This is a genomic window from Streptomyces mangrovisoli (genome assembly GCF_000974985.2).
Classification (GTDB): Bacteria; Actinomycetota; Actinomycetes; order Streptomycetales; family Streptomycetaceae; genus Streptomyces; species Streptomyces mangrovisoli.
In genome coordinates this window covers 152,694-175,880 of sequence record NZ_LAVA02000058.1, presented here as the reverse complement: position 1 = coordinate 175,880, position 23,187 = coordinate 152,694, and the positions used below count along the sequence as shown (strand labels likewise).

Annotated in this window: 15 protein-coding genes and 1 pseudogene; 6 read left to right on the top strand and 10 right to left on the bottom strand. The window is 72.0% G+C overall.

Features of this window, described 5'->3' with window-relative positions; all coding sequences use genetic code 11:
- Window positions 1-137: 137 nt before the first annotated feature.
- The 4 genes from WN71_RS24290 to WN71_RS24275 all read right to left on the bottom strand — a co-directional run bounded on the left by WN71_RS24290 (window position 138) and on the right by WN71_RS24275 (window position 6,570).
- On the bottom strand, window positions 138-3,341 hold the full coding sequence (locus tag WN71_RS24290; RefSeq protein WP_046588186.1) for an efflux RND transporter permease subunit: 3,204 nt from the start codon (window positions 3,339-3,341) through the stop codon (window positions 138-140).
- A gap of 144 nt (window positions 3,342-3,485) precedes the next feature.
- Window positions 3,486-4,169 carry a response regulator transcription factor gene (locus WN71_RS24285; protein ID WP_046588184.1) on the bottom strand — a complete coding sequence of 228 codons (684 nt, stop codon included), beginning with the start codon at window positions 4,167-4,169 and terminating at the stop codon, window positions 3,486-3,488.
- Entirely contained in the window at window positions 4,166-5,362 is a 1,197-nt protein-coding gene (locus tag WN71_RS24280; RefSeq protein WP_420856523.1) for a sensor histidine kinase, read from the bottom strand. The genes WN71_RS24285 and WN71_RS24280 overlap by 4 nt, the downstream gene beginning before the upstream one ends.
- 242 nt (window positions 5,363-5,604) lie before the next feature.
- Window positions 5,605-6,570 carry a GNAT family N-acetyltransferase gene (locus WN71_RS24275; protein ID WP_046588182.1) on the bottom strand — a complete coding sequence of 322 codons (966 nt, stop codon included), beginning with the start codon at window positions 6,568-6,570 and terminating at the stop codon, window positions 5,605-5,607.
- Between the two features lie 144 nt (window positions 6,571-6,714).
- Here WN71_RS24275 and WN71_RS24270 point away from each other — a divergent pair, with 144 nt between their 5' ends.
- From WN71_RS24270 to WN71_RS24260, 3 genes are all read left to right on the top strand, one after another.
- Window positions 6,715-7,347 carry a sugar O-acetyltransferase gene (locus tag WN71_RS24270; protein WP_046588179.1) on the top strand — a complete coding sequence of 211 codons (633 nt, stop codon included), beginning with the start codon at window positions 6,715-6,717 and terminating at the stop codon, window positions 7,345-7,347.
- Between the two features lie 12 nt (window positions 7,348-7,359).
- Window positions 7,360-8,241 carry an alpha/beta fold hydrolase gene (locus WN71_RS24265; RefSeq protein ID WP_046588178.1) on the top strand — a complete coding sequence of 294 codons (882 nt, stop codon included), beginning with the start codon at window positions 7,360-7,362 and terminating at the stop codon, window positions 8,239-8,241.
- Between the two features lie 91 nt (window positions 8,242-8,332).
- A complete protein-coding gene (locus WN71_RS24260; protein ID WP_046588176.1) occupies window positions 8,333-9,430 on the top strand; it encodes a MerR family transcriptional regulator in 1,098 nt (365 codons plus the stop codon).
- A gap of 216 nt (window positions 9,431-9,646) precedes the next feature.
- Here WN71_RS24260 and WN71_RS24255 read toward each other — a convergent pair whose 3' ends face one another.
- Window positions 9,647-12,376: a molybdopterin-dependent oxidoreductase gene (locus WN71_RS24255; protein WP_046588174.1), complete on the bottom strand. Its 2,730-nt coding sequence runs from the start codon at window positions 12,374-12,376 to the stop codon at window positions 9,647-9,649.
- Window positions 12,373-13,185: an FAD binding domain-containing protein gene (locus WN71_RS24250; RefSeq protein WP_046588172.1), complete on the bottom strand. Its 813-nt coding sequence runs from the start codon at window positions 13,183-13,185 to the stop codon at window positions 12,373-12,375. Before WN71_RS24250 ends, WN71_RS24255 begins: the two co-directional genes overlap by 4 nt.
- A 218-nt stretch (window positions 13,186-13,403) precedes the next feature.
- Between WN71_RS24250 and WN71_RS24245 the strand changes: the two genes are divergently transcribed.
- The gene (locus tag WN71_RS24245) at window positions 13,404-15,095 is read left to right on the top strand and encodes a helix-turn-helix domain-containing protein (RefSeq protein ID WP_046588169.1); all 1,692 of its coding nucleotides are present in this window, start codon (window positions 13,404-13,406) and stop codon (window positions 15,093-15,095) included.
- Here the strand turns inward: WN71_RS24245 and WN71_RS24240 are convergent.
- A complete protein-coding gene (locus tag WN71_RS24240; protein ID WP_046588168.1) occupies window positions 15,049-15,450 on the bottom strand; it encodes a TOBE domain-containing protein in 402 nt (133 codons plus the stop codon). The two genes, WN71_RS24245 and WN71_RS24240, sit on opposite strands and share 47 nt — an antisense overlap.
- Before the next feature lie 28 nt (window positions 15,451-15,478).
- Between WN71_RS24240 and WN71_RS24235 the strand changes: the two genes are divergently transcribed.
- Window positions 15,479-16,414: a LysR family transcriptional regulator gene (locus tag WN71_RS24235; protein WP_046588166.1), complete on the top strand. Its 936-nt coding sequence runs from the start codon at window positions 15,479-15,481 to the stop codon at window positions 16,412-16,414.
- Window positions 16,415-16,684: 270 nt separating this feature from the next.
- Here the strand turns inward: WN71_RS24235 and WN71_RS24230 are convergent, their stop codons facing one another.
- Both WN71_RS24230 and WN71_RS24225 read right to left on the bottom strand, forming a co-directional pair.
- Window positions 16,685-17,197, bottom strand: coding sequence for a hypothetical protein (locus WN71_RS24230; RefSeq protein ID WP_143074870.1), 513 nt, complete (start codon window positions 17,195-17,197; stop codon window positions 16,685-16,687).
- 1 nt (window position 17,198) lies between these two features.
- On the bottom strand, window positions 17,199-21,056 hold the full coding sequence (locus tag WN71_RS24225) for a DNRLRE domain-containing protein (protein ID WP_167382953.1): 3,858 nt from the start codon (window positions 21,054-21,056) through the stop codon (window positions 17,199-17,201).
- A gap of 442 nt (window positions 21,057-21,498) precedes the next feature.
- Between WN71_RS24225 and WN71_RS24220 the strand changes: the two are divergent.
- Window positions 21,499-22,660, top strand: a pseudogene (locus WN71_RS24220) (NAD-dependent formate dehydrogenase).
- On the opposite strand, the gene WN71_RS24215 reads toward WN71_RS24220, so the two are convergent.
- Complete coding sequence (locus WN71_RS24215; protein ID WP_143074869.1) at window positions 22,642-23,157, bottom strand: hypothetical protein; 516 nt, start codon at window positions 23,155-23,157, stop codon at window positions 22,642-22,644. The pseudogene WN71_RS24220 and the gene WN71_RS24215 overlap by 19 nt on opposite strands.
- Window positions 23,158-23,187 lie beyond the last annotated feature (30 nt).

Here is a 23,187-nt window from a genome sequence, read left to right as displayed (position 1 = left end):
GGACGGCGAGGCGCCGCCGCAGCCGTACGACACGTACGACTCCCACGACGCCATGCCCTGCCACGTCACGCCGTGACCGCGAGCGGCGGGCGGCCGTCCGTCGGATCGGCCGCCCGCCGCTCGCGGGTCGGGTCACGTCATGACAGGACCGGCTCCGGCTCGGCCGGCCGCGGCGCCTCGGGGGTGCGGCGGCGGTCCTTGCGGGCCTGGCGCCGCTCCCGGCGCGTCTCCACCATGGTGTAGAGCGTCGGGATCAGCACGAGGGTCAGCAGCGTCGACGACAGGAGTCCGCCGATGACCACCACGGCCAGCGGCTGCGAGATGAAGCCGCTGGAGCCGGTGATGCCCAGCGCCATGGGCAGCAGGGCGAAGATCGTGGCCAGCGCCGTCATGACGATCGGCCGCAGCCGGCGCAGACCACCCTCCACCACCGCGTCGTGGACGGACATCCCCTGGCGGCGGTACTGGTTGACGAGGTCCAGCAGGACGACGGCGTTGGTGACCACGATGCCGATCAGCATGAGCAGACCGATCAGGGCGGCGATGCCCAGCGGCGTGCCGGTGACCGCGAGCAGGCCGATCGCGCCGGTCGCGGCGAACGGGATCGACACCAGCAGCACGAGGGTCTGCCGGACGCTCCGGAACGTGGCGATCAGCAGCAGGAACACCAGCGCGATCGCGGCGGCGATGGCGAGCGCGAGCTGCCCGAAGGCCTCGCTCTGCTCGCTGGTGACACCGCCCATGGTGTAGCTGGCCCCGGACGGCAGGTCCAGCGCGTCCAGCGCGCTCCGCACGTCGGTGCTGGCGGTGCCGGTGTCGTCGCCCGCCGGGGTCGCCGACACGGTGTTGGTGCGCTCGCCGTCGGTGCGGGTGCGCTCGACGGGCGCCTCGGTGCGCGAGACGGTGGCGACGTCGCCGAGACGGACGGTCTCGCCGCCGACGGTGATGTCCAGGTCCCTGAGCGTGCCCAGGGACGTCGGGCGGTCGTCGGTGCCGTGGACGACGACGTCGTCCTGCCGTCCGTCCAGGGTGACCTGGCCCGCCGTCGTGCCCTGGAGGGCCTGGCCGACGCTCTGCGCGAGCGAGGCCGCGGTCAGGCCCAGCTCGGCGCTCTTCTCACCCTTCGGGGCGACGGTGATCTGCGGCGACTCCTCGGACAGGTCGGAGGTGACCTCCGACAGCGAGTCCAGCTTCTTCAGGGCGGACTCGACGCTCTTCGTGGCGGTGCGCAGCGTGGCGTCGTCGTCGGCGTGCACGACGACCTCGACGTCGCTGTCGCTGCCGACGCCACCGCCGGCGGCGAGGGTGAACGTACCGGCGCCGTGCAGGGCGTCCAGGCGGTCGCGCAGGGTGTCCTGGACCCGGTCGGTGACGTCCTCGCTGTCGGTGACCACGGTGTAGGAGGCGGAGGAGGCGTTGCTCGTCGAGCCGCTGAAGCCCGCGCTGCTGGACCCGACGGTGACCTGGTAGGAGGCGACTCCGTCGATGTCCTTGATGACCGACTCGGCCTTCTTCGCGGCGGCGTCGGTGGCGGAGAGGCTGCTGCCGGCCGGCATCGTCTGCGTCACGTTCAGGCTGGTCGACCCGGAGTCGCCGAGGAAGCTGGTCTTCAGGGTGCCGACCATGGCCACGGTGATCACGAACAGGGCGACCGCGGCGCTCAGGACCGTACGGCGCCTGCGCACCGACCAGTTGATCACCGGCAGGTAGACGCGCTGGAGGAAGCCGTGCCGCTCCTCGGCCTCGACGCGGGCCCGGTACTCGTCCGGGTCGGCGCCGATGGCGTCGGCGGGCGGCTTGAGGAACCAGTAGGCCAGGGCCGGGACCAGGGTGAGCGCCACCAGCAGCGAGGCGGCCATCGCCACCACGACGGTGACCGCGAACGGGCCGAACAACTCGCCGACCATGCCGGAGACGAAGGCGACGGGCAGGAAGACGGCGACCGTCGTCAGGGTCGAGGCGGTGACCGCCGAGGAGACCTCACGCACGGCGCCCAGCACGGCGCGGCGCTTGTCCTCGCCGTATCCGAGGTGCCGTTTGATGTTCTCCAGGACGACGATGGAGTCGTCGACCACGCGGCCGACGGCGATGGTCAGACCGCCCAGGGTCAGGACGTTGAGGGAGTAGTCGCCGATCCACAGGGCGGTCAGGGCGATCAGCAGCGACAGCGGGATCGACACGGCGGTCACCAGCGTGGACCGCGCGGAGCGCAGGAAGAGCACGATCACCAGGACGGCCATGAGCAGGCCGAGCAGGCCCTCCTCGAACAGCCCCGACACGGACTTGCTGACCTGCGGGCCGGAGTCCGAGACGACCGTCAGCCGCGCGTTGTGGCCGAGCTTGTGCTCCAGGTCCGCGATCTGGGCGCGGACGTCGTCCGAGATGGACGCCGAACTGCCGTTGTGGTCCATGGTCACGGCGACACCGAGACTGGCCTTGCCGTCGGTACGGGTCAGCGAGGTCGCGGTGGCCTCGGTCAGCTTGACCTCGGCGACGTCCTTGAGCTGGACCGGGGACGCGGTGGACGTACCGCCGGTGGACGCGCCGCCCATGCCGGTGGCGGCGCCGGAGCCCGCGGTCGCGCCGGAGCCGGTGCCGGTCGACGCGCTCGACAGCCAGAGGTTGCCGATGTCCTTGACGCTCGCGACCGAGTGCGGGACGGAGACGCTGACGGAGTCCTTGCCCTCGTCGAGCGAGCCCGCCGGGCTGGTGCCGAGGCCGGCCACGGCGTCCGAGATCGACTGCGTGGTCAGCCCGGCCTTCTTCAGCGCGTCGGCGTCCGGGACGATCGAGACCACCTGGTCGCGCTCGCCGGAGACGGTCACGTCGTTGACGCCGTCGACGTCCTTCAGCGCCGGTACGACGTCGTCGTCCAGGGCCTGCGCCAGATCGTGCTGCGAGGCGTCGGAGGTGGCGGCCAGCGTGATCGTCGGCTGGCTGTCCGTGCTGCCGGTGTTGACCTGCGGGTCGACTCCCTGCGGGAGCTGGGCGGAGATCCGCGACAGCGCCTGCTGCACCTTGTTCGACGCGTCGTCGATGTCTGCGTCGTAGTCGAACTGCACGCTCACCGTCGTCGAGCCCTGCCGGGAGGTGGAGGTCATGCTCTCCACCCCGTCGACCGACTTCACCGCGTCCTCGATCGGCTCCGTGACCTGCTTCTCGACGATCTCGGGAGACGCGCCCTCGTGCGTGCCCACCACGGTCACCGCGGGGAACGACAGGTCCGGCAGGAGCTGCTGTTTCAGGGATTTCGCGGAGTACGCGCCGAGCACGACGAGCAGGAGGGTGACCAGCGCGACCAGTTTGCGGTTCGCCACGCTGATCCTGGACAACCAGGACATGGGTGTTCCCATTTCATCGGGGTGCAGAGGGAGAAGGAGCCCCGGACAGGGGGCTCGTCTCCACCCTCCGACGCCCGCACCCGCCGAAGCGTCCGCCGACGGGACCCATTACGGCTACCGCGAGCGCGGCAGGCCCCCGGACGACTACTGCGACCGCGGGCGTCCCGACGGGGTGACCAGGCCGCTCTCGTACGCGAGCACCACCAGCTGCGCCCGGTCGCTGACCCCGAGCTTCACCATGGCCCGGTTGATGTGCGTCTTCACCGTGTGCCGGCTCAGCGAGAGCCTGGCCGCGATCTCGTCGTTGGTGATGCCGCCCGCCACGAGCACCACCATCTCCAGCTCCCGCGGGGTGAGCGCGTCGAACCTCTGCTGGGCCGCCTGCGGCACGGGAGCCGCGCTGCGGGTGAACACCGCGACCAGGGCCCGGGTCGCGGCGGGGGACAGCATCACATCGCCCCGGGCCACGGTCTCGATCGCGAGCAGCAGCTCCCGGGGATCGGTGCCCTTGCCGACGAACCCGTTCGCGCCCGCCTGCAACGCCTCCGCGACGTACTGCTCGGACTCGAACGTGGTCAGCACCAGGATCTTGACGTCGTCGAGCGCCGTGTCGTCCCGGATGGCGCGGATCGCCTGGAGACCGTCGACCCTGGGCATCCGCAGGTCCATGAGCACGACATCGGTCGCCCCGCCACGGACCACCTCCACCGCCTCCGCCCCGTCCGAGGCCTCACCGGTGACCTCGAACCCGGCGGCGTTCTCCAGCAGCAGCCGCAGCGTGCCCCGCAGCAGGACCTGGTCGTCCGCGATCACCACACGGATGGTCATACTCCGGCCTCCGCCGTGCCATGGGCCCCGGGACCCTCCGCCGCCGGTCCCTCGAACCGGCGCCCCACCGTCCCCCGGTACGGCAGCTCCGCCTCGACGAGGAACCCGCCGCCCTGCCGACCGAGCCGGGCGCGGCCGCCCAGCGCCGACGCCCGCTCCTTGATCGACACCGTGCCCCGCCCGTTCCCGGGTCCCTTCGGACCCGTCCGGCCGCCGACCGTCCCGGGCCCGTTGAGCACCCGCAGCCGCAGGCGCTCGCGCCCCCAGTCCAGTTCGACGGTGGCCCGCTCGACCCCGGCGTGGCGGTGCACGTTGGTCAGGGCCTCCTGCACGATCCGGTACGCCGCCACGTCGACCGCCGCCGACAGTTCCACCGCGGCGCCGTACTCCCGCAGCTCGACCTCCAGACCGGCGTGCCGGCAGGAGACCACCAGGTCCGGGAGCCGGTCGAGGCGCGGGGTCGGCTGGTACGGCGCGCCGTCCTCGTCCGGCGGCGCCAGCACGCAGACCAGGTCCCGCAACTCCTCCAGCGCGGCCTTCGCCCCGTCCCGGATCTGCGGCAGCAGGGCCGGATCGGCCGCCGCGCCCGACTCCTCCAGGTACACGCCGACACCCGCCTGCGCGTGGATGAGGATCAACTGGTGCGCCACGACGTCGTGCAGGTCCCGGGCGATGCGCACCCGCTCCTCGACGACCCGCCGGGCCGCCTCCTCGGCCTTGGTGCGCTCGGCGCGCTCGGCCCGTTCCCGCAGCGCGTCGACCACGGCGCGGCGGCTGCGCACGGCGTCCCCGAGCGCCACCGCGGCGGCGATCCAGGCGATGACGCCCAGCCGCTGCGGACTCTGCCAGGGGCCGGAGCCGAACGCGACGGTCGTGACCACCGCCCAGCACACGGCCACCAGCGCGGTGGCCCAGGCGGCGACCCGCCGGGTCTGGAGCGCCACCGTGTAGAGGGCGACCTCCACCGACGGCAGGGTCATGGCGATGGTGCCGCCCCCGGCCTGGTAGCCGACGGACAGGGCGAGGAGCACGCCCAGCACCCAGAAGGGCGCCCGCCGCCTCGCCAGGAGCACCAGACCGGAGACCAGGGCCACCGACAGATCGATCCCCGGCCAGCCGAAGGACCGGCTGCCGAAGTCGGCGGACATCTCCACATTGAAAACACACAGGGTGGTGGCGAGACAGGCGGGCACGAGCGTCGCCGGCCCGCACGGCCATCGAGGCCACCTGTCTGTCTGCACACGGCGAGGCTAAAGGGCGACGCGGACCCCGACGTCACTCCAGGGGATCATCGCCGCCTACCGCGAGCGCGGTAGAAGGGAGTTGGCGGACGGGGGAGACGAACGTCACGCCGACCTGCGCGTCGGGTGTGAGGCGGCTGTGGGGACGGCGGTTCGGCGGGCCGGATGTGAAGTGGCTGTGAGGCGAACTCCCTTCACCGGGCGGGCCTGATCAACGGCGCGTCCCGGGTGAACTTCTGGAACCCGACCCCGTAGTAGAGGCCACGCGCCGCGGGATGCCCCGGTGCTCCCAGGCAGGCCACCGTCATGTGACCGGCCCCGGCGTCGCGCGCCAGACGCATCCCGTGCAGCAGCATCGCGCGGCCGAGTCCGCGCCGCCGGTAGCCGGGATGCGTGCCGACCGGCTCGAACTCCGCGGTCGAGTTCGCCTCGTCGAGCCACATGATCGTCGACGCGGCCATCGTCCCGTCCGGCGCCTCGACCAGGACGTGCAGATCGCCGCGGTACGGCGGCGTGCGCCGCACCCCTTCGTACGCCTCGGCCGTGTACGTCGTCGGGGCCCAGGCGTCGACATGGGCCTGGACCACGGCGCGCGCCCCGGCCTCCTCGGCGGTGCGGAACCGGAACCCGTCCGGCAGCAAGGGCCGTCCGGGACCGCCGGGTTCGTCCAGGTCGTCGAGGTCGCGCACGTTGAGCTGCGTCCAGGACCCCGAGTCGCCGAGCGAGTCCGGATCGGTCTCGTAGCCGTACGCCCTCCACCGCCCGAGGCCGAACGCGTCGGCGGCGCTGGGCACCACGGTGCGCTCGACGCCCGCCGCCACGGCGTCGTACCACTCGATCACGTCGTCGACCAGCCCGCGGTGGTCGGGATGGACCTGGTACTGGAGATAGGCGTGGGTCACGTCCTTCACCGACCCGTCGCCGCGCCGCACCCGGCGCGGCAGCTGGACCCAGCCCCACGCGACCGCGACGCCGTCGGCGAACCACAGCCGACGCCGCCAGCTCGCGCCCTCGCTCGCGTGGCCCTTCCCCCAGATCCAGGCCAGCTCGCCGAGCGAGGCATCACTGTTGACCAGATCCGGCCGGACCGCGACGACCCGCTGTGCCAGGTCCTGCATGAGCCGCACGTCCGCCGCCGACACGAGCCCGGAGTCCTCCATGAACCGTCACTGTGCCAGGAGACGGCCGAGCCGACGACCGGTTTTCCGGCGCCCCCGATCCTCTCGGGAGACACGTAGGCTCGGGACGCCGACCGGCCGAAGACTCCGACCGACCGAAGACTCCGACGAAGGAAGCCTCCCGTCATGACGGACGCGCACGAGGAAGAAGTCCTGGCCCGGATAGCGAAGGGGCTGGTCTACACCGAGTCGGAGGCGGCCTTCCAGGCCTCGCGTCGCCGCACGGACCAGATCTTCGCGTACAACCACACGCCTCCGAGCGAGGCGGACAGACGCCGGTCCCTGCTCGTCGAGATCCTCGGCTCGGTCGGTGAACGCACCGTGCTGCTCCCGCCGTTCCACGCCGGCTTCGGCAGCAACGTCCACATCGGCGACGACTTCTTCGGCAACGTGAACCTGACGTTCGTCGACGACGTGGACATCCGCATAGGCGACGGCGTGATGATCGCGCCCAGCGTGACGCTGACGACGACCGGACACCCGGTGCACCCGTCACGGCGGGCCGACTTCGGCCGGTTCTCCGAGCCCATCGTCATCGAGGACAAGGTGTGGATCGGCAGCAACGCCGTGGTCCTGCCCGGCGTCCGCATCGGCCACGGGTCGGTCGTCGGCGCCGGCAGCGTCGTCAGCCGTGACATCCCGCCGATGACGGTCGCGGTCGGCACGCCGTGCCGGGTGCTCCGCGCCATCACGGACGAGGACCTGACGACACGCGCCCAGGGCGGGACAACCCGGATGCGGCCCACCGGCTCCGCCTGAGAAGATCGACTCATGCCGATCGCCGAAGTGTCCCCCGGAATCTCCCTCGCCTACGAGACGTTCGGCGACCCCTCCGATCCTCCGGTCCTGCTCGTGATGGGCTACGGCGCCCAAATGATCGCCTGGCACGAGGACTTCTGCCGTGCGCTGGCCGACCGCGGCCGCCATGTGATCCGGTACGACAACCGGGACACCGGCCTGTCCACCAGGTTCGACGACCACCCGGTGGACGTCGGCCGGTTCGTCGCCGCGGTGACCTCGGGCGACCTGGCGACCGCCGTCGCGATGGTGCCGTACCGGCTGGAGGACATGGCCGAGGACGGCCTGGACCTGCTCACCGTGCTCGGCATCGAACGCGCCCACGTGGTCGGAGCGTCGCTGGGCGGAATGATCGCCCAGACGATGGCCGTCATCCGGCCGGACCGGGTGCTGACCCTGACGTCGATGATGTCCTCCACCGGCGAGGAGGAGTACGGCCGCCCCACCCCCGAGGCCCAGGCGGCGCTGCTCACCCCGAAGCCGTCGGACCGCGAGGGCTACATCGCGGCGGCGGACCGGGACCTGGTGTGGGCATCCAAGCGGTACGGCGATCCCGCGGTGCTCCGCGAGGCGGCCGCCGCCGGTTACGACCGCGCCTACTACCCCGCCGGGGTCGGCCGCCATCTCGGCGCGATGATCCTCAGCGGCTCGCGCGCCGACGCCCTGCGCAAGCTGGACGTGCCGACCCTGGTCGTGCACGGTCTCGACGACACCCTGATCGATGTCAGCGGCGGCCGCCGCACCGCCGAACTCGTGCCCGGCGCACGGCTGTTGATCATCCCCGACATGGGCCACGACCGCCCCCGCGAGCTGTGGCCCGAGATCATCGACGCGGTGGTGGAGCACACCGGCTGAGCGTGCACCGACCGCGGCCCGCCGAGGTCTGCGGCTTGACCCTCACGCCACGTCAGGCCGCATAGTCGACGCCGTGGAGGAGCACCTGACGGTGGGACGCGTTGCCGGGCTGGCGGGCGTGAGCGTCCGCACGCTGCATCACTACGACGAGATCGGGCTGGTACGCCCGTCGGCGCGCACCGCGGCCGGATACCGGGCCTACTCGCCCGGCGACGTGGAACGCCTGCGCGAGGTACTCGCCTACCGGCGCCTGGGGTTCGGCCTGCGGGAGGTCGCGGACCTGGTCGGCGACCCGGCGGGCGACGCGGTCGCGCACCTGCGCCGGCTGCGCGCCCTGCTGCTGGAACGGCGCGCCCACGCCGACGCGATGGTGGCGGCCATCGACGACGAACTGCGGGCGCGGGCGACGGGGGCGACGGTGACACCGGAGGAACAGCTCCAGATGCTCGGAGCGCGGCTCTACGACGCGATCGGCGGCGCCTACACCGCGACCCGGCGCACCGACCCGCGGATCGCCGCGCGGATCTGGGCCGCTCTCGAAGGCGCGCGGACGGTACTCAACGTCGGTGCCGGCACCGGCTCCTACGAGCCCGGCGACCGTGACGTGACGGCGGTGGAGCCGTCGGCGGTCATGCGGGCGCAGCGGCCCGCCGGCGCGGCCCGCTGCGTGGCCGCCGCCGCGGAGCGGCTTCCCTTCGCCGACGGGTCCTTCGACGCGGCGATGGCCGTCTCCACCGTCCACCACTGGCGCGACCCGATCGCGGGCCTGCGCGAGATGCGCCGCGTGGCCCGTCGGGTGGTGGTGCTGACGTTCGACGCCTGCGAGCCCGGATGGCGGGACCGGTTCTGGCTGACCCGCGACTATCTGCCCGAGTTCGGCGACCTCCTGGCGGACTTTCCCCCGCTGGATGGCATGGCCGACGCGCTCGGCGCCCGCGCGGAGCCGGTGCTGGTGCCGTGGGACTGCGCCGACGGCCTGTTCGAGGCGTACTGGCGGCGCCCGGGGGCGTATCTGGACCACCGGGTGCGCCGCGCGATGTCGGTCTGGACGCGGGTCGGGCCCGAGGCGGAGCGGCGGGCCGTGCGCGCGCTCGGCGACGATCTGGCGTCCGGCCGCTGGGCCGAGCGCAACGGGGAGCTGGCCGGGCTCGACACGGCCGACCTCGGCCTGCGCCTGCTCGTGGTGTGAACGCCACCGCGATCCGGGCCCGTGGCGCTGCCGGGTCCCCGGGTCCGTGCCACTGCCGGGTTACCGGGTACCTGTCACTGCCGGGTCCCCGGGGCCCACGCCACCGCCGGGTTCCCGGGTCCCCGTCACCGCCGGGTTCCCGGCCCCCGTCACCGCCGGGTTCCCGGCCCCCGCTACCGCCGGGTTCCCCGGCCCCCGTCACCGCCGGGGACGGGCTCAGGTCCCCTCCGCCACCCCCGCGTCCCGCAGCCCCAGCCACACCCGGTCGCGCGTCAGGGGGAGTTCCGTGAAGCGGACGCCGGTCGCGTCGCGCAGCGCGTTGGCGAAGGCGGGCGCCACCGGGTTGAAGGGGCTCTCGCTCATCGACTTGGCGCCGAGCGGGCCGATGGCGTCCGTGGTCTCCATGAAGTGGACCTCGGTGCGCGGGATGTCGGCGTACTGGGGGAGCCGGTAGCGGCGGAAGGCGGCCGTCTCGACCTCGCCGCGCGCGTCGATCCGTACGTTCTCGAAGAGCGTGGCACCCAGCGCCTGCGCGACCCCGCCCTCGACCTGCCCCCTGCACTGCATGGGGTTCATGACGGTGCCCGCGTCGGCGGCGTGCACACTGCGCAGGATGCGGATCTCGCCCGTGCCGGGATCGACGGCGAGCCTGAACCACTGCGCGTTGAACGCGACGGAGCGCGGGGTGCCGCCGAAGTGCCCGTCGGCGGCGCACTCGACACCGACCGCGCGGGCCGAGGCGTACAGCTCCTTGAGCGGCAGGCGCCCGCCCGGGTGCAGTACGGCCTCGTCGGCGAGCCGGCAGTCGGCGCGCGGGACGCGCAGATGCGCGGCGGCGAAGTCGAGCAGCAGGTCGGCGAGGGCGCGGGAGGCGCGCAGCGTGGCCTTGCCCGCGACGACCACCCCGGTGGACGCGAACGCCCCGGTGTCGTGCGGCACGACGTCGGTGTCGGACTGGCGGACGGTGATCCGGTCGACGGTGCAGGCGAGTTCACCGGCCGCGATCTGCCGGTGCACGGTGGTCGTGCCGTTGCCGAACTCGGCCGTCCCGACCGAGAGTTCGAAGGTGCCGTCCGACAGCAGCCGCGCCCGCGCGTCGGCGATGTGGCCGCCGGGCGGCCCGGTCGCGATCATCGCCAGCGCGGCACCCTCGCCGACCAGCCAGCCGTCCGGGGCACGTTCGTCCGCGTAGCGCGCCTGAGCCCGGCGGACGATGCCGATGCACTGGTCGAGGCCGTAGCTCGCGATGTGCAGATCCTCCTCGTGCCCGCCCGGGGTGACCATGGGTTCACCGGAGCCGATGACATTGCGGGCCTTGAACTCCAGCGGGTCCAGGCCGAGTCGGCGGGCCAGTTCGTCGAAGGCGGACTCGACGGCGAACATCACCTGCCCGAGGCCGTAGCCGCGGAAGGCGCCCGCCGGGACGGTGTGCGTGTAGACGGAGTAGGCGTCGACCTTCTTGTGCGGGGCGCGGTAGACCGCCATCGACTCGCCGACGCTGTGGAACATCACCGCGGGCCCGTGGTTGCCGTACGCCCCGGTGTTGGCCACGACCCGCAGCTGGAGGGCGGTGAGGGTGCCGTCGCGGCGGGCGCCCGCCTTCACCCGGACGGTGAACGGATGCCGGGTGGTGGCGCCGTGGAACTGCTCGGCGCGGGTGTACTCCAGCTTGACCGGCCGCCGCAGCCGCAGCACGGCCAGCGCGACGACGTCCTCGACGAGCATCTCCTGCTTGCCGCCGAAGCCGCCGCCGACCCGCCCCGCCACCACCCGCACCTTCTCCGCGGGGAGGCCGTAGAGCGCGCACAGGGCGCGGCGGGTCAGGAACGGCGTCTGCGAACTGGTGCGCACCGTCAGCCGGCCGTCCTCGTCGAACCAGGCCACCGCGCCGTGCGTCTCCAGACTGGCGTGCTGCACCCGCTGGGTGCGGAAGGTCGCCTCGTACACGGCGTCCGCCTGGGCGAACCCCGCCTCGACGTCACCGATCTCGCCGTGCGCCTCGCCGACCACGTTGTCGCGCGGTCGGGCGATGCGGGCCGTCGTCGCGTCCTTGTCGTGCACGACGGGCGCGCCCGGCCGCATCGCCTCCTCCGGGTCGAGCACGGCGGGCAGCACGTCGTACGTCACCTCGACGCGGCGGCAGCCCTCCTCCGCGGCGGCCTCGCTGTCGGCCACGACGGCGGCGACCCGCTGGCCGATGTACCGGACCGTGTCGTCGAGGACCCGGGTGTCGTCCGGGTCCTCCTCGGGGTGTTCGTGGCGGGCGGTGGAGAAGTGCCGTTCGGGGGCGTCGTGGTGGGTGAACACGGCGTGCACGCCCGGCACGCGCAGGGCCGCCGCCGTGTCGATCGCGGCGATGCGGGCGTGCGCGTGCGGGGAGCGCAGCAGCTTCATGTGCAGCAGGCCCGGCACGTCGATGTCGAAGGTGTAGCGGGCCGTGCCGGTGACCACCTGGGGTCCGGCGGGGGCGGGCAGGTTGCGGCCGACGGACTCGCCCGCCTCCGGGCTCTCCACGTGCCGGACGCCGCGCACCGCGTCCTCGATGGCCCGGTAGCCGGTGCAGCGGCACAGGTTGCCCTTGAACGCCCGGGGCAGGTCGGCGAGTTGCTCCCGGTCCAGGGCCGCCGTGGTCATCAGGTAGCCGGCAGTGCAGAAGCCGCACTGGAAGCCCTGGGCGTCGAGGAACCTCCGCTGCACCGGGTGGAGTTCGCCGTCGGGGGAGGCGAGCCCCTCGACCGTCGTGACCGCACGGCCGTCGGCGCGGAAGGCCGGGTACAGGCAGCTGTGCACCGGCTCGCCGTCGACATGGACCGTGCAGGCACCGCAGTCGCCCGCGTCGCAGCCCTTCTTCACTCCGAACCAGCCGCGTTCACGCAGATAGGTGCGCAGACACTGGCCGGGACGCGGATCCTCCTCGTGCGTACGGCCGTTGACCTCGATCCTCACCGGGTCACCTCCCGGCGGATCTCCTCCGCGTAGCGCAGCGTCATGTGCCGCCGCCACTCGGGCAGTCCGTGGAGGTCGTCGAACCACTCCCCTTCGGCGACGGCCGAGCAGATCGCCGACCGCAACTCCGCGGCGGTCGGCGGGTGCGGGAACCGCAGTCGGACCGGGCGGACGGTCGAGGCGGTCACGGTGATCGCCAGGGAGCCGTCGAGCGGGTCCAGCGTGCCGATGACCAGCACCCCGGAGCGGCCCAGACCGTACAACGACGCCTGGCGGAAGGCCGTACGGCGGTCCAGGGCGCGGGCGGGCAGCGTGACGGACCGCAGCAACTCGCCCGCGGCCAGGTCCTTGCGGCCCGCGCCCGTCACGAAGGAGGCCACCGGCACCCGCCGTCGACTCCCGTCCTGGGCGATCAGCAGGCACTCCCCGTCGAGGGCGGCCATCAGGGAGATCATCGGGCCGGCCGGCAGCGCGTTGCAGACGTTGCCGCCGACGGTGGCCATGTTCCAGATCTTGAACGAGGCGAGAAAGGCCCGGCAGCACTGCTCGAACAGCGGCGCCGCCGTACGGGCACTGGCGCGCGCGAACCTGGACAGCTGGGCGATCGTGCAGGTGGCGGCGATCTCCAGGGAGCCGTCCGGGAGCGGTTCCACCGGTGTCCAGCCCGTCCGGCTCAGGTCCACCAGGCGGCGCAGGCGCGGCTGCGGCTCCGAGAAGAGGTAGGTCCCGCCGCCGAGCCAGGCATCGCCGGGCAGCCAGGGCGCGGGATGGCGCGCGTCCCGGATCTCCACCACCGTGTTCAGGTCCATGAGCGCCAGTGAAGCAACCGCGCCCCGGCCCGGACGACTGGTTCACCACACGGAAACCGGGGTTTTTCCGGGGCGGCATCTGGAGGATCGACCAAGAGGCATTCCGCTGCCTCCACTTGGCACTTACCATGCGATGACTCGCACCTGCCTGGTGAATGTGAGAACGGCGGGTGCCGGTCACCGCCGTCGCCGGCGGTCGGACGAGGAGCCGGAGCGCCATGCACGTCGAACACCTCCTGCGGGACGAGTCCCTCGGCCTGCGCCTGCTCTGGGGCGAGGACACGCTGCTGCGCCGCGAGACCAGCGGGGTCACCGTCACCGACCTCGCGGACCCGGCCCGCTTCGTGCGCCGGGACGAGGTCGTGCTCAGCGGCCTGGTGTGGTGGAGCGCGGGCCGGGCGGAGCCCTTCGTGTCCGCGCTGAAGGACGCGGGCGCCGCCGCGCTGCTGGCCGGCGAGGAGACCCACGGCTCGGTCCCCGACGACCTGGTCGAGGCGTGCGAGCGCCACGGCGTGCCGGTCGCGGCCGTCCCCGCCCACGTCATGTTCCGCGCGATCACCGACACGGTGTACCTGCGGCACTGGGGCGAGTTGAGCCGCCATCAGGCGCTGCCCGAGCACGTCCGCGCCCGGCTGGACCGGCTGGTCGCGGAGGATGCCGACCCGGCGGCGGTCCTGGCCACCGTCTTCGCCCACCTCGACCGGGCACCGGCGTACGTCCTGACCCCGGCGGGCCGGACCGTGGCGGCCACGCCGGGCGCGGCCCCGATCCCGGCCCGCGACGCCGTGACGGGCGGCGGCAGCGGGCTGACGGTCGCCGTGGAGACGGGCGTGGCCACCGCCTACGACCGCTGGTCGCTGGCTCTGCCCGACGCCACCACCGCCCCGCCGCGGCTGCTGCACGAGGTCGCCGCGGTGCTGGGCCGCTGCCAGGAGACGCTGAGCCGCCGCCGCCGCGCGGCGGGGCGTCGAGCGGCCGACGGCCTGGGAAGGTCACTGGCCGCCCGCGAGGACGGCCGGTCGGTCGCGGACGCGATGCGAGGGTGCGGGGCGCCGACGCAGGGGCCGTACCGCGTGATCGTGGCGGCGACGGCGACGGCGACGGTCGTGACGACGGGGGCCGCGGCCGGGAGTGCGAGTGCGGTCGCCGGGGAGACCGCGGACAAGGGCGAGTCAGGCACCAGCACCAGCATCCGGCACATGGCCCGCACCGGGCCGGACCTCGCAGAGTCCGCCCTCGCAGAGTCCGCCCTCGCGGAGGCGATCGCCCATGCCACCGCCGCCTCCACCCCCGCCGCCGCCTTCGCGGTCCTCGGGCGGCTGCCGGACGGCTCGGCCTTCGCCGTCGTACCCGAGGAGGTCGCCAAGTCCCTGGTGCAGGCCTGGCCTTCGGTCGCGGCCTGCGCCCCGGACGTCCTCCTGCACGGTGGACTCGCCGCACCGGCCGCCGACCCGGGCGCGCTGCCGGGCGCCCTGGCCGAGGCCCGCTACGCCCTGAACTCCGCACGCGCGACCAGCCCGCGCGCGTCGGCGCTGGCCGACGCCACCACCTTCACCACCCTGGACACACTGATCAGCGGCATACCCCAGGACGTCCGTGCCGCCTACAGCCGTACCGTCCTGGGCCCGCTGCTCGAGCCCGGCGACGCGTCCGCCGCCGCGCTGCTGCACACGCTGGAGGCGTTCCTCGCCCACGACGGTTCCTGGTCCCGCACGGCCGACGCCCTGCATCTGCACGTCAACACCGTCCACTACCGGATCCAGCGCATCGAGCACTTCACCGGCCGCGACCTCTCCCGTCTCACCGACCGCCTCGACCTGCGAGCCGCCCTGTCGTGCCGGCCCGACCCGCCGCAGCCCGTGCCTACGACCGCTCGACGTGCACGTTCGTCGACTTCACGCGCACGGTGACCGTCACGCCGACCGCGAGGTCCAGCTCCTCCACCGCCTCGCGGGTGACCAGGGAGACCACCCGGTGCGGACCGGACTGCACCTCCACCCGGGCCACGACGTCGTCCATCGACATCGCGACGACGAGGCCCGTCATGGCGTTGCGTACCGAGGTGGCGGGCGCCTCATCGGGAAGTCCCCGCAGGTCACCGGCCGCGCGCTCCTGGACGAACCGGGCGAGCCCCGCCCCGTCGATCAACCGGTTCCCCGAGCCGTCCCGGCCCATCGACAGCCGACCGCCGTCCGCCCACCGCCGGACGGTCTCCGGACTCACTCCCAACAGGCGCGCGGCCTGCCCGATGCTGTAAGTCGCCACACCGGAACCCTATGTCCTGGGGGCACGTATGCTGCTGCGCCAGCTGGAGTACCTGGTCGCGCTCGCCCGTGAACGCCACTTCGTCCGAGCGGCTGCCGCCTGTCACGTCTCCCAGCCCTCGCTGTCGGCCGCGATACGGCGGCTGGAGCACGAGTTGGGCGTGCCGGTCGTCCGGCGGGGCCGCAAGTACGAGGGGCTGACCCCCGAGGGCGAGGTGGTGCTCGCCTGGGCGCATCGCATCCTCGCCGAACGCGACGGCCTGAAGCAGGAGTTGTCGGCGTTGCGTGACGGACTCAGCGGAACCCTGCGGCTCGGGGTCGTGCCCACGGCCCTGCCCGTGGCCGCCCTGCTGACGAACCCGTTCTGCGAGCGTCATCCACGGGCCCGGGTGAGCATCGAATCGCTGTCCTCCTCCGACATCACGCAGGGGCTGACGGAGTTCGAACTGGACGCGGCCATGACCTACTTGGACGGCGGTCCGCCGGGCGGCGGGGGCCGGCTGCCGCTGTACGAGGAGCGGTACGTCCTGCTCACCCCCGTCGACGGCCCGCTCGCGGGGGCGCCGAGCGTGCGCTGGGCGTTCGCCGCGTCGCTCCCGCTGTGCCTGCTCGGCCCGCGTATGCGCAACCGCCGGATCATCGACGAGTGCTTCGCGGCGGACGGCGCGACGGCGGCTCCCGCGATCGAGTCGGACTCCGTGGCCGGCCTGTACGCGCACCTGCCCGGCGGACGCTGGTCGAGCGTGATCTCGCACGCCTGGCTGCACATGTTCGGGGTGCCGGAGGGGATGCGGGTGGTGCCGCTGGAGGGTCCCGCGCACGGCCCACGGGTGGGCCTTGTGACCGGACCGGACGAGCCGCCGTCCGTGCTCACCGCCGCGCTGCTGACGGTGGCCCGGGAGGCGGGCGTACGGGACGCGCTGGACGAACTCCTGCGCACCTACCTGGATGCCGAGGGTGGGTGAAGGGCTGGTCGAGCTTGGTGGGGCGGGTGTCGGCCTGCACCAACCGGGCGATCACCGGCACCCGGTTCCCGCCGGCCGAGGCCGGCAGCATCATCGCGCGCCGGTAGCGCACGGAGTGCGGGCCCAGGTCGCTGCTGCGCGCGGCCGGGTCCTGCGGCTGGAAGTGGGCCACCGTGGCGCCCGGCCGCTGATCCCGACGCACGGGCCAGGACAGGACACTGCTGCGAGGCTCGGGACGAGGTCCTGGCCTCGCAACAGTGTTCCTTCATGTCAGGCCTTCAGCGGCTGCCTGCCGGACGAGTTCGGTGACTTGTTCCAGTCCGGGGCGATGGCGAACAGCCACAGGCCGTTCTGCTTGAAGACGGTGAAGTCCTGCTGCTGTCCGGTGCGGCGGAAGTGGATCGTGCCGCCTCGGACGTCGTAGGGATCCTCTTCGGTCATGTTGATGGTGACCGGTCCCGCCGCGCCCTTTCCATAGCTGCGGATGAGCCAGCGGGCGCCCGCCGCCTCGGTGCGGCGGGCGAACCAGTGGTCGTGCCAGGACAGGTCCTCCAGGCCGTCCACGTCTCCGTCACGCACTCGCTCCACGAAGAGTTGCATGTACAGCTTGAGCGTGTCGGGGGTGGTCTTGTCGCCGGTGAAGGTCACCGCGGGCAACCCCGCCCGGCTCACCCGGCGGTAGTCCCACTGGTCGCGCGGCGCGCCCCAGGCGGCGGTGCCTGCGGCCAGCAGGACGACCAGCGCCAGGGAGAGCCACAGCACATGGCTGCGTTTTATCTTCACCTCAGTACCAGTGGGGGGTGATGTGGGCGACGTAGACGGTGACGCCCTTGCGGCGCTTCATGATCGCGGAAAGGGTCGTGTTCCTGTACTTGCTGGAGTGCTGGTAGACCAGCACGGAGCCGGTGGTGGAACCGGCGTAGTAGATCACGCCGGCGTGGTCGAGGTTGGAATCTCCGTCGCCCGCGTATTCCAGCAGCATGATGTCGCCGGGCACGATGTCGCTGATCTTGCGGACCCAGGTGACGCTGTCTTCGTTGGCCATGAAGTGGGCGAAGTTGTTCGCGGCGGACCAGGAGTAGGTCATGTTCGACTTCGACTTGCGCCACCACTGCCACGGGCTGCGGGTGACGTCGAGGATCGAACCGTACTCCATGTGCGCGCCGCCGCCCCTGTTGAGGGCCTTGGAGGCGAAGTTGGTGCAGTCGGTTCTGAGTTCGTCCTTGTCGTTGTAGTGCTTGGACGCCCAGTTGGCGACGCCGCTGCGGGTGAAGGAGGCGTAGCCGGCGGTGGAGGACGCGGTTCCTGTGGGGAGGGGATCCCCGTCGGTGTAGAAGGCGTCCATGGCGGGCGCCGCGGCGTCGGTGGTGTCGTCGTCGAGAGCGACCTGCGCCGCCGCGTTGCCGGAGGCGGACAAGCTGGTCAGGAAGTCGTCCGCCGAGAGGATCTGGGAGAGGACGGGGACCGTTCCGCTGGTGTCGAAGATGTAGACCTCGAAGGCGTTTTCCTCGTCCTGGGCGGTGCCGTCGGTCATCGTGGCTGCGCCGGTGTGGTGCGTGTAGACGAGGTCCGAGCCGGTGCCCAGGGGGCCGGTGGCGGTGCCGGACAGAGTGGCGGTGATGGCGGAGTAACCAAGCCCGTCACCCGCGTCGTGGGCCTTCTCGGCGAGCAGGTCGTCCTCTTCGGTGTGCAGCTGGGCGCTGAAGGAGGCTCCGTCGGCCTTGGCCGACACGGCTGCGTCCGCGCTCGCGTAGGTGCCGGTGAGCAGGCCGCTGCGGGCGTCGAGATACTGCTGGACGATCGACTGGTACGCGGTGGTGCTCTTGCTGTGGGGTGCGGCGGGTTTGGTCAGCGCGGACGTCGCCGCCGCGCTGGTGCCGTTGTCGGTGGTCGCCGTGACGGTGACGGTGTATCCGGTGCCGTTGGTGAGGCCGGTGAGTACGGCCGTGGTGCCGCCGGTTGCGGCGTCGACCTCGACCTGCGCGGCCTGGGTGGTGCCGGCGGCGTAGGCGGTGACCTGGTAGGAGCTGATGTCGCCCGAGTAGCCGGTGTTCTCGGGCGCGTTCCAGTTCACCAGAAGGCCGCTCGCGGTGGGCGTCGCGATCACGGCCGTGGGTGCGTCGGGGGCGCCCGGGGCGATGTAGGTGACCGTGAGTTTGGTGCCCGAGGCCGGGTAGGTGGTGCCCGTCGTGGTGTCGGAGCCCTCGTCCGCGGCCTGGACGGCGAGCCCCTGGTCGGGGTTCGATCCGTCGAGCCACAGCTGTACGGCGGAGGTGACGTCGAGCGCGGCCGGATCGGCGGCGCTCAGGTCGAGCGTGTCGCCGCTGGCCGCCGCGACCAGGTCGGTGCCGGTTCCGGTACTGGACCAGTCGGTATTGAGCGGGTGGACTTCCACGTCGTGTGCCTCGCAACTGCCGAGGCACGCCGCGGTGCCCATGCTGAGGGTCGCCGAGGTGATCTGCGCACCGGCGGGCAGCGCGGACAGGTCCGGGCGGATGTAGCTGCGCCAGTGCGTGGTGCCGGAGGCACCGACCTTCAAGGTGGCTGCAGCTGAGCCGGTGCAGGCGGCGCCGGAGCAGTCGCTCGCTCCGGTGTCCACGGTTGCCTGGGTGAGAGCGGAGCCGGTGATGACCTTGGTGGTCGTGGTCGGCGCCGTCGTCGACTGGGGAAGGCGGACGGTGAAGGTCTGCGGGGCGGTGTAGCCGGAGCAGAGGTTGTTGGAGCAGGCCCGCATCTTCCAGGTGTAGGTGGCTCCGTCGCTGAGCAGGCCGACCGGGACCTGGACGGCCGCGCGTGCGCCGTTGTCCGCTCCGACCGTGGCCAGTGGTGCTCCGCCGAGCGCCGCGCCGCCGCTGTCGTAGAGCAGGAAGTCGGCCTGCACCAGGTTTCCGGACGGGGCGGAGACGACACCGGACAGGATCGGGGTGAGGGTCTGGGTGGCGCCGGTCTGGGGTGCTGTCGGCAGATCCGCCGCAGGCTTGGGGGCCTTGGATGTGTCCACGGCGAAGCTGAGCCAGCCCGACCAGTCCGAGTAGTCCGTGCCGTCGTAGCCGCGGACGCGGAACTTGTACGTCGTCTTGTCGGAGAGCACGCCGGCCGGAACGCTCCAGGTCGCCTTCGAGCCGGCGGCGACGGAGGCGGCGGAGCCGGTGGCCAGGACGGTGCCGCTGCTGTTGGCGACGGAGAACTGGGGGGTGAGGCTGTTGGAGTCGGCGTCGTTGACCAGGGCGGACAGCGCCGGTGTGGTGGAAGTGACGTAGGAGGCGCTGCCCGAGGTGCTGCCGGGTGTGGCCTGCAGGCCCGACGGCTTGGCGGGCAGGGTGTTGTAGGTGACGGCGAGGGTGGGCTCGCGGGTGGAGGTGTAGCAGACGGAGTGCGACGAATCCGGGTTCATCGAGCAGAACCGCTTGCCGTACGTGTAGTCGCCGTCGGCGTTGTTCAGCTGGATGCCGTGCTGGGCGTGGGTACCGTCCACCCACCCCTTGATGATCTTGGTGATGTCGATCGTCTCGGAGCTGTTGCTGCAGCCGTCGGTCTCGTCACCGTGGTTGAAGCTGTCGCTGATCCACCATGAGCCCGTGTAGTCGGCGGCCGGCTTGTTCGACCAGACCGTGGAGCCCGAGAAGTTGCCGTTCAACGGGTGGATCGATGTCGGCTGGGGCGTACAGGTGTTGGCGTCGTACTGGTACAGCTTCAGGTTGGCGCTGACCACGTGCTTGCCCTGAAGGGCATCGAGTTTCCAGTTCAGGTAGGAGCGGTAGTTGGTGGTGCCGCCGTCGAACGTGCCCACCATCAGGCGATAGTTGCTGATCTCAGGTGTGGTGCTGCCCGTGTAGACGTAGGTGTCGCCATTGCGGCTGAGCGAGGAGATGTCCGGGTCGATCGTCACCGGGTAGACCGTGTGCGGGCTGTCCAGGAACTTCATCGAGGGGCGCAGCTGCATCCGCGGCGTGCCGTCCGCTGCCTTGGTCAGGGTGGTGGCCACCTTGTGCTCGGCATCGGGGAGAGGCTCGCCGCCGTGCGCGGAGTCCCACATCGTGAACTGGTGGGCCGACGCGACGGTGGCCCCCGGCACCTTGCTGCGCAGTGCGATCGCGCCGTCGGTCGACTGATGGGCCTTCAGGCTGTCGTCGAGGACGAGCGGAAGAGTGAGGGAGACCCGCTTCGTGGGTCGTTCGGTGAGCACGACGTGCGCGGTGAACCCGGTGGCGGTGGTCGATACGACCAGCCGCTCGGTGGCGGTGACCCGGAAGGTCGCGACACCGCCGCGAATCTTGGGTGCGGGCAGCTTCGAGGGCCAGCCGACACCGACCTTCGAGCCGTCGCTCTGGGTCATGGTGACGGCGGTTCGGGAACCGCCGCCCGAAATGCGCAGCCGGACGGGCGACTTGCGCGGGACCCAGCCGGCGGCGGAGTGCTTGAGCCTCAGGTCGACAGCGCTGTAGGTGCCATCGGAGTTGGCTACCCGCTGCTGCCCCTCCGATATCTGCGTGGTGAGCGTACCGTCCGGGTTGGCGAAGGTGGTCGAGTACTCGTCGTCCAGACCCTCGATGCGGACCGGTTCACCGGTGTCGGCGGCCTTGGACAAGGCCGATGCGGCGTCACCGCTCGCGGGGTCCGTCTGTTCAGTGCTCTGCGACACGAGGGGAGTCGCCGAAGCGACTGTTCCCCCACCACCCGCGAGCATCATGTCGAGCGTGAGAGCGGCGGCCGCGATCACGGCGGTACGTCTCAGGCGCTTGGCGTGGTGCACAGTGCTTCCCTTGATCAAGAACGAAAGTCGCTGAATGTTCACAGCGGCTTCATGTTCACTTCAAGATCAAAGGTGCTGGACTTACCTGATCCTTACTCTATTACCCCAGGTCAGGGACGCGGAGGTCCTCGCGGAGGTTGTTGATCAGATGGCCCCCACGGACACCGCCGTCGTCCTCTGCTTCCACCGGACCACCCTGAGATCTCGAACCGCTTGGTGAAGGCCGATAGCCGACGGCTATACGGCCATAGCGAGGAACGTTTTGACCGGCGCGAACGGTGGCGAGGATCGTGAACCACGTCCAGTCCGAGCCAAGTTGAGGAGCCGCGACATGGCCAAGGTCCTCTGCGTCCTGTACGACGACCCGACCGACGGATACCCCACCACGTACGCCCGCGACGACCTCCCCGTCATCGACCACTATCCGGGCGGCCAGACCACCCCCACCCCCGAGGCCGTCGACTTCACCCCCGGCCACCTCCTCGGGAGCGTCTCGGGCGAACTCGGCCTGCGCTCCTTCCTGGAGAAGGCGGGCCACACCCTCGTCGTCACCTCCGACAAGGACGGCGAAGGTTCCGTCTTCGACCGGGAGTTGGCCGACGCGGACGTCGTCGTCTCCCAGCCGTTCTGGCCGGCGTACCTGACCGCCGAGCGGATCGCCGCCGCGAAGAACCTCAAGCTGGCCGTCACCGCGGGCATCGGCTCCGACCACGTCGACCTGGACGCCGCGATCGCCCACGGAGTGACGGTCGCCGAAGTGACGTACAGCAACAGCATCAGTGTCGCCGAGCACGTGGTGATGATGATCCTCGGGCTGGTGCGCAACTACCTGCCCGCGCACCGGGTGGTGCTGGACGGGGGGTGGAACATCGCGGACTGCGTGGCCCGTTCGTACGACCTGGAGGGTATGCATGTCGGCACGGTCGCCGCCGGCCGCATCGGCCTCGCGGTGCTGCGCCGACTCGTCCCCTTCGACGTGCGGCTGCACTACACCGACCGCACGCGCCTGCCCGAGTCCGTGGAACACGAGTTGGGCCTGACCTTCCACGCCTCGGCCGCCGAGATGGTGCCGCGCTGTGACGTCGTCACCGTCAACGCCCCGCTCCACCCGGAGACCGAAGGCCTGTTCGGGGACGAACTGCTCGGCAGGGATGAAGCGCGGCGCCTACCTCGTCAACACCGCCCGAGCGCGGATCGTGGACCGGGACGCCGTCGACCGCGCCCTGCGGGCCGGGCAGTTGGCGGGCTACGCGGGCGACGTCTGGTACCCGCAGCCGGCCCCCGCCGACCACCCCTGGCGGACCATGCCGCACCAGGGGATGACCCCGCACATCTCCGGCTCCTCCCTGTCCGCCCAGGCCCGCTACGCGGCCGGCACCCGGGAGATCCTGGAGTCCTGGCTCGCGGGCCGCCCGATCCGCGACGAGTACCTGATCGCCGACGCCGGAGGCCTGGCCGGCACGGGCGCCCGCTCCTACTCGGTGACGGGTTGATCGTAGAGGTGCCCGAGCGGATCACCGGCGAGGCGGGTCGGGGCGGTTAGCGACTCCTCGTACGCCGTGCGGGCGAAGACGTACGGGCCCATGGGCAGTTCGCCCCACTGCTCGCGGAAGGGCTGGCGGAAGGCGGACCAGGTGACGGTCTCGGGTGTGGCGTCGATGACCGTCAGCAGCGGCCAGCAGCCCCAGATGCCGCACGAGCAACCCAGCACCGGAAGCGCGGGGTCGGCGGGCCGGGCGAACTCGGGCGCCGGGTCGCCGAGGAAGTGGCGTACGGGGTCGGTGATCTCGGAGGCGTACAGGCCGCCGTGCTGGGTGAGCACGAAGCGCTCCCGCTCCTGCGGTCCGTCGTCCTCCAACTCCCGCCGCCACAGCGGGCGGGTGGCGTCGGCGGCGTACATCCGCAGATCCCTGCCGTCGATGCGGATACCCCACAGGAGCTCGGAGCGCGGGCCGACGACGGGGTAGGTGAGGAACTCGATGTGCTGCATGACGGTCATCCTGAGCGACGGCACCCGGCC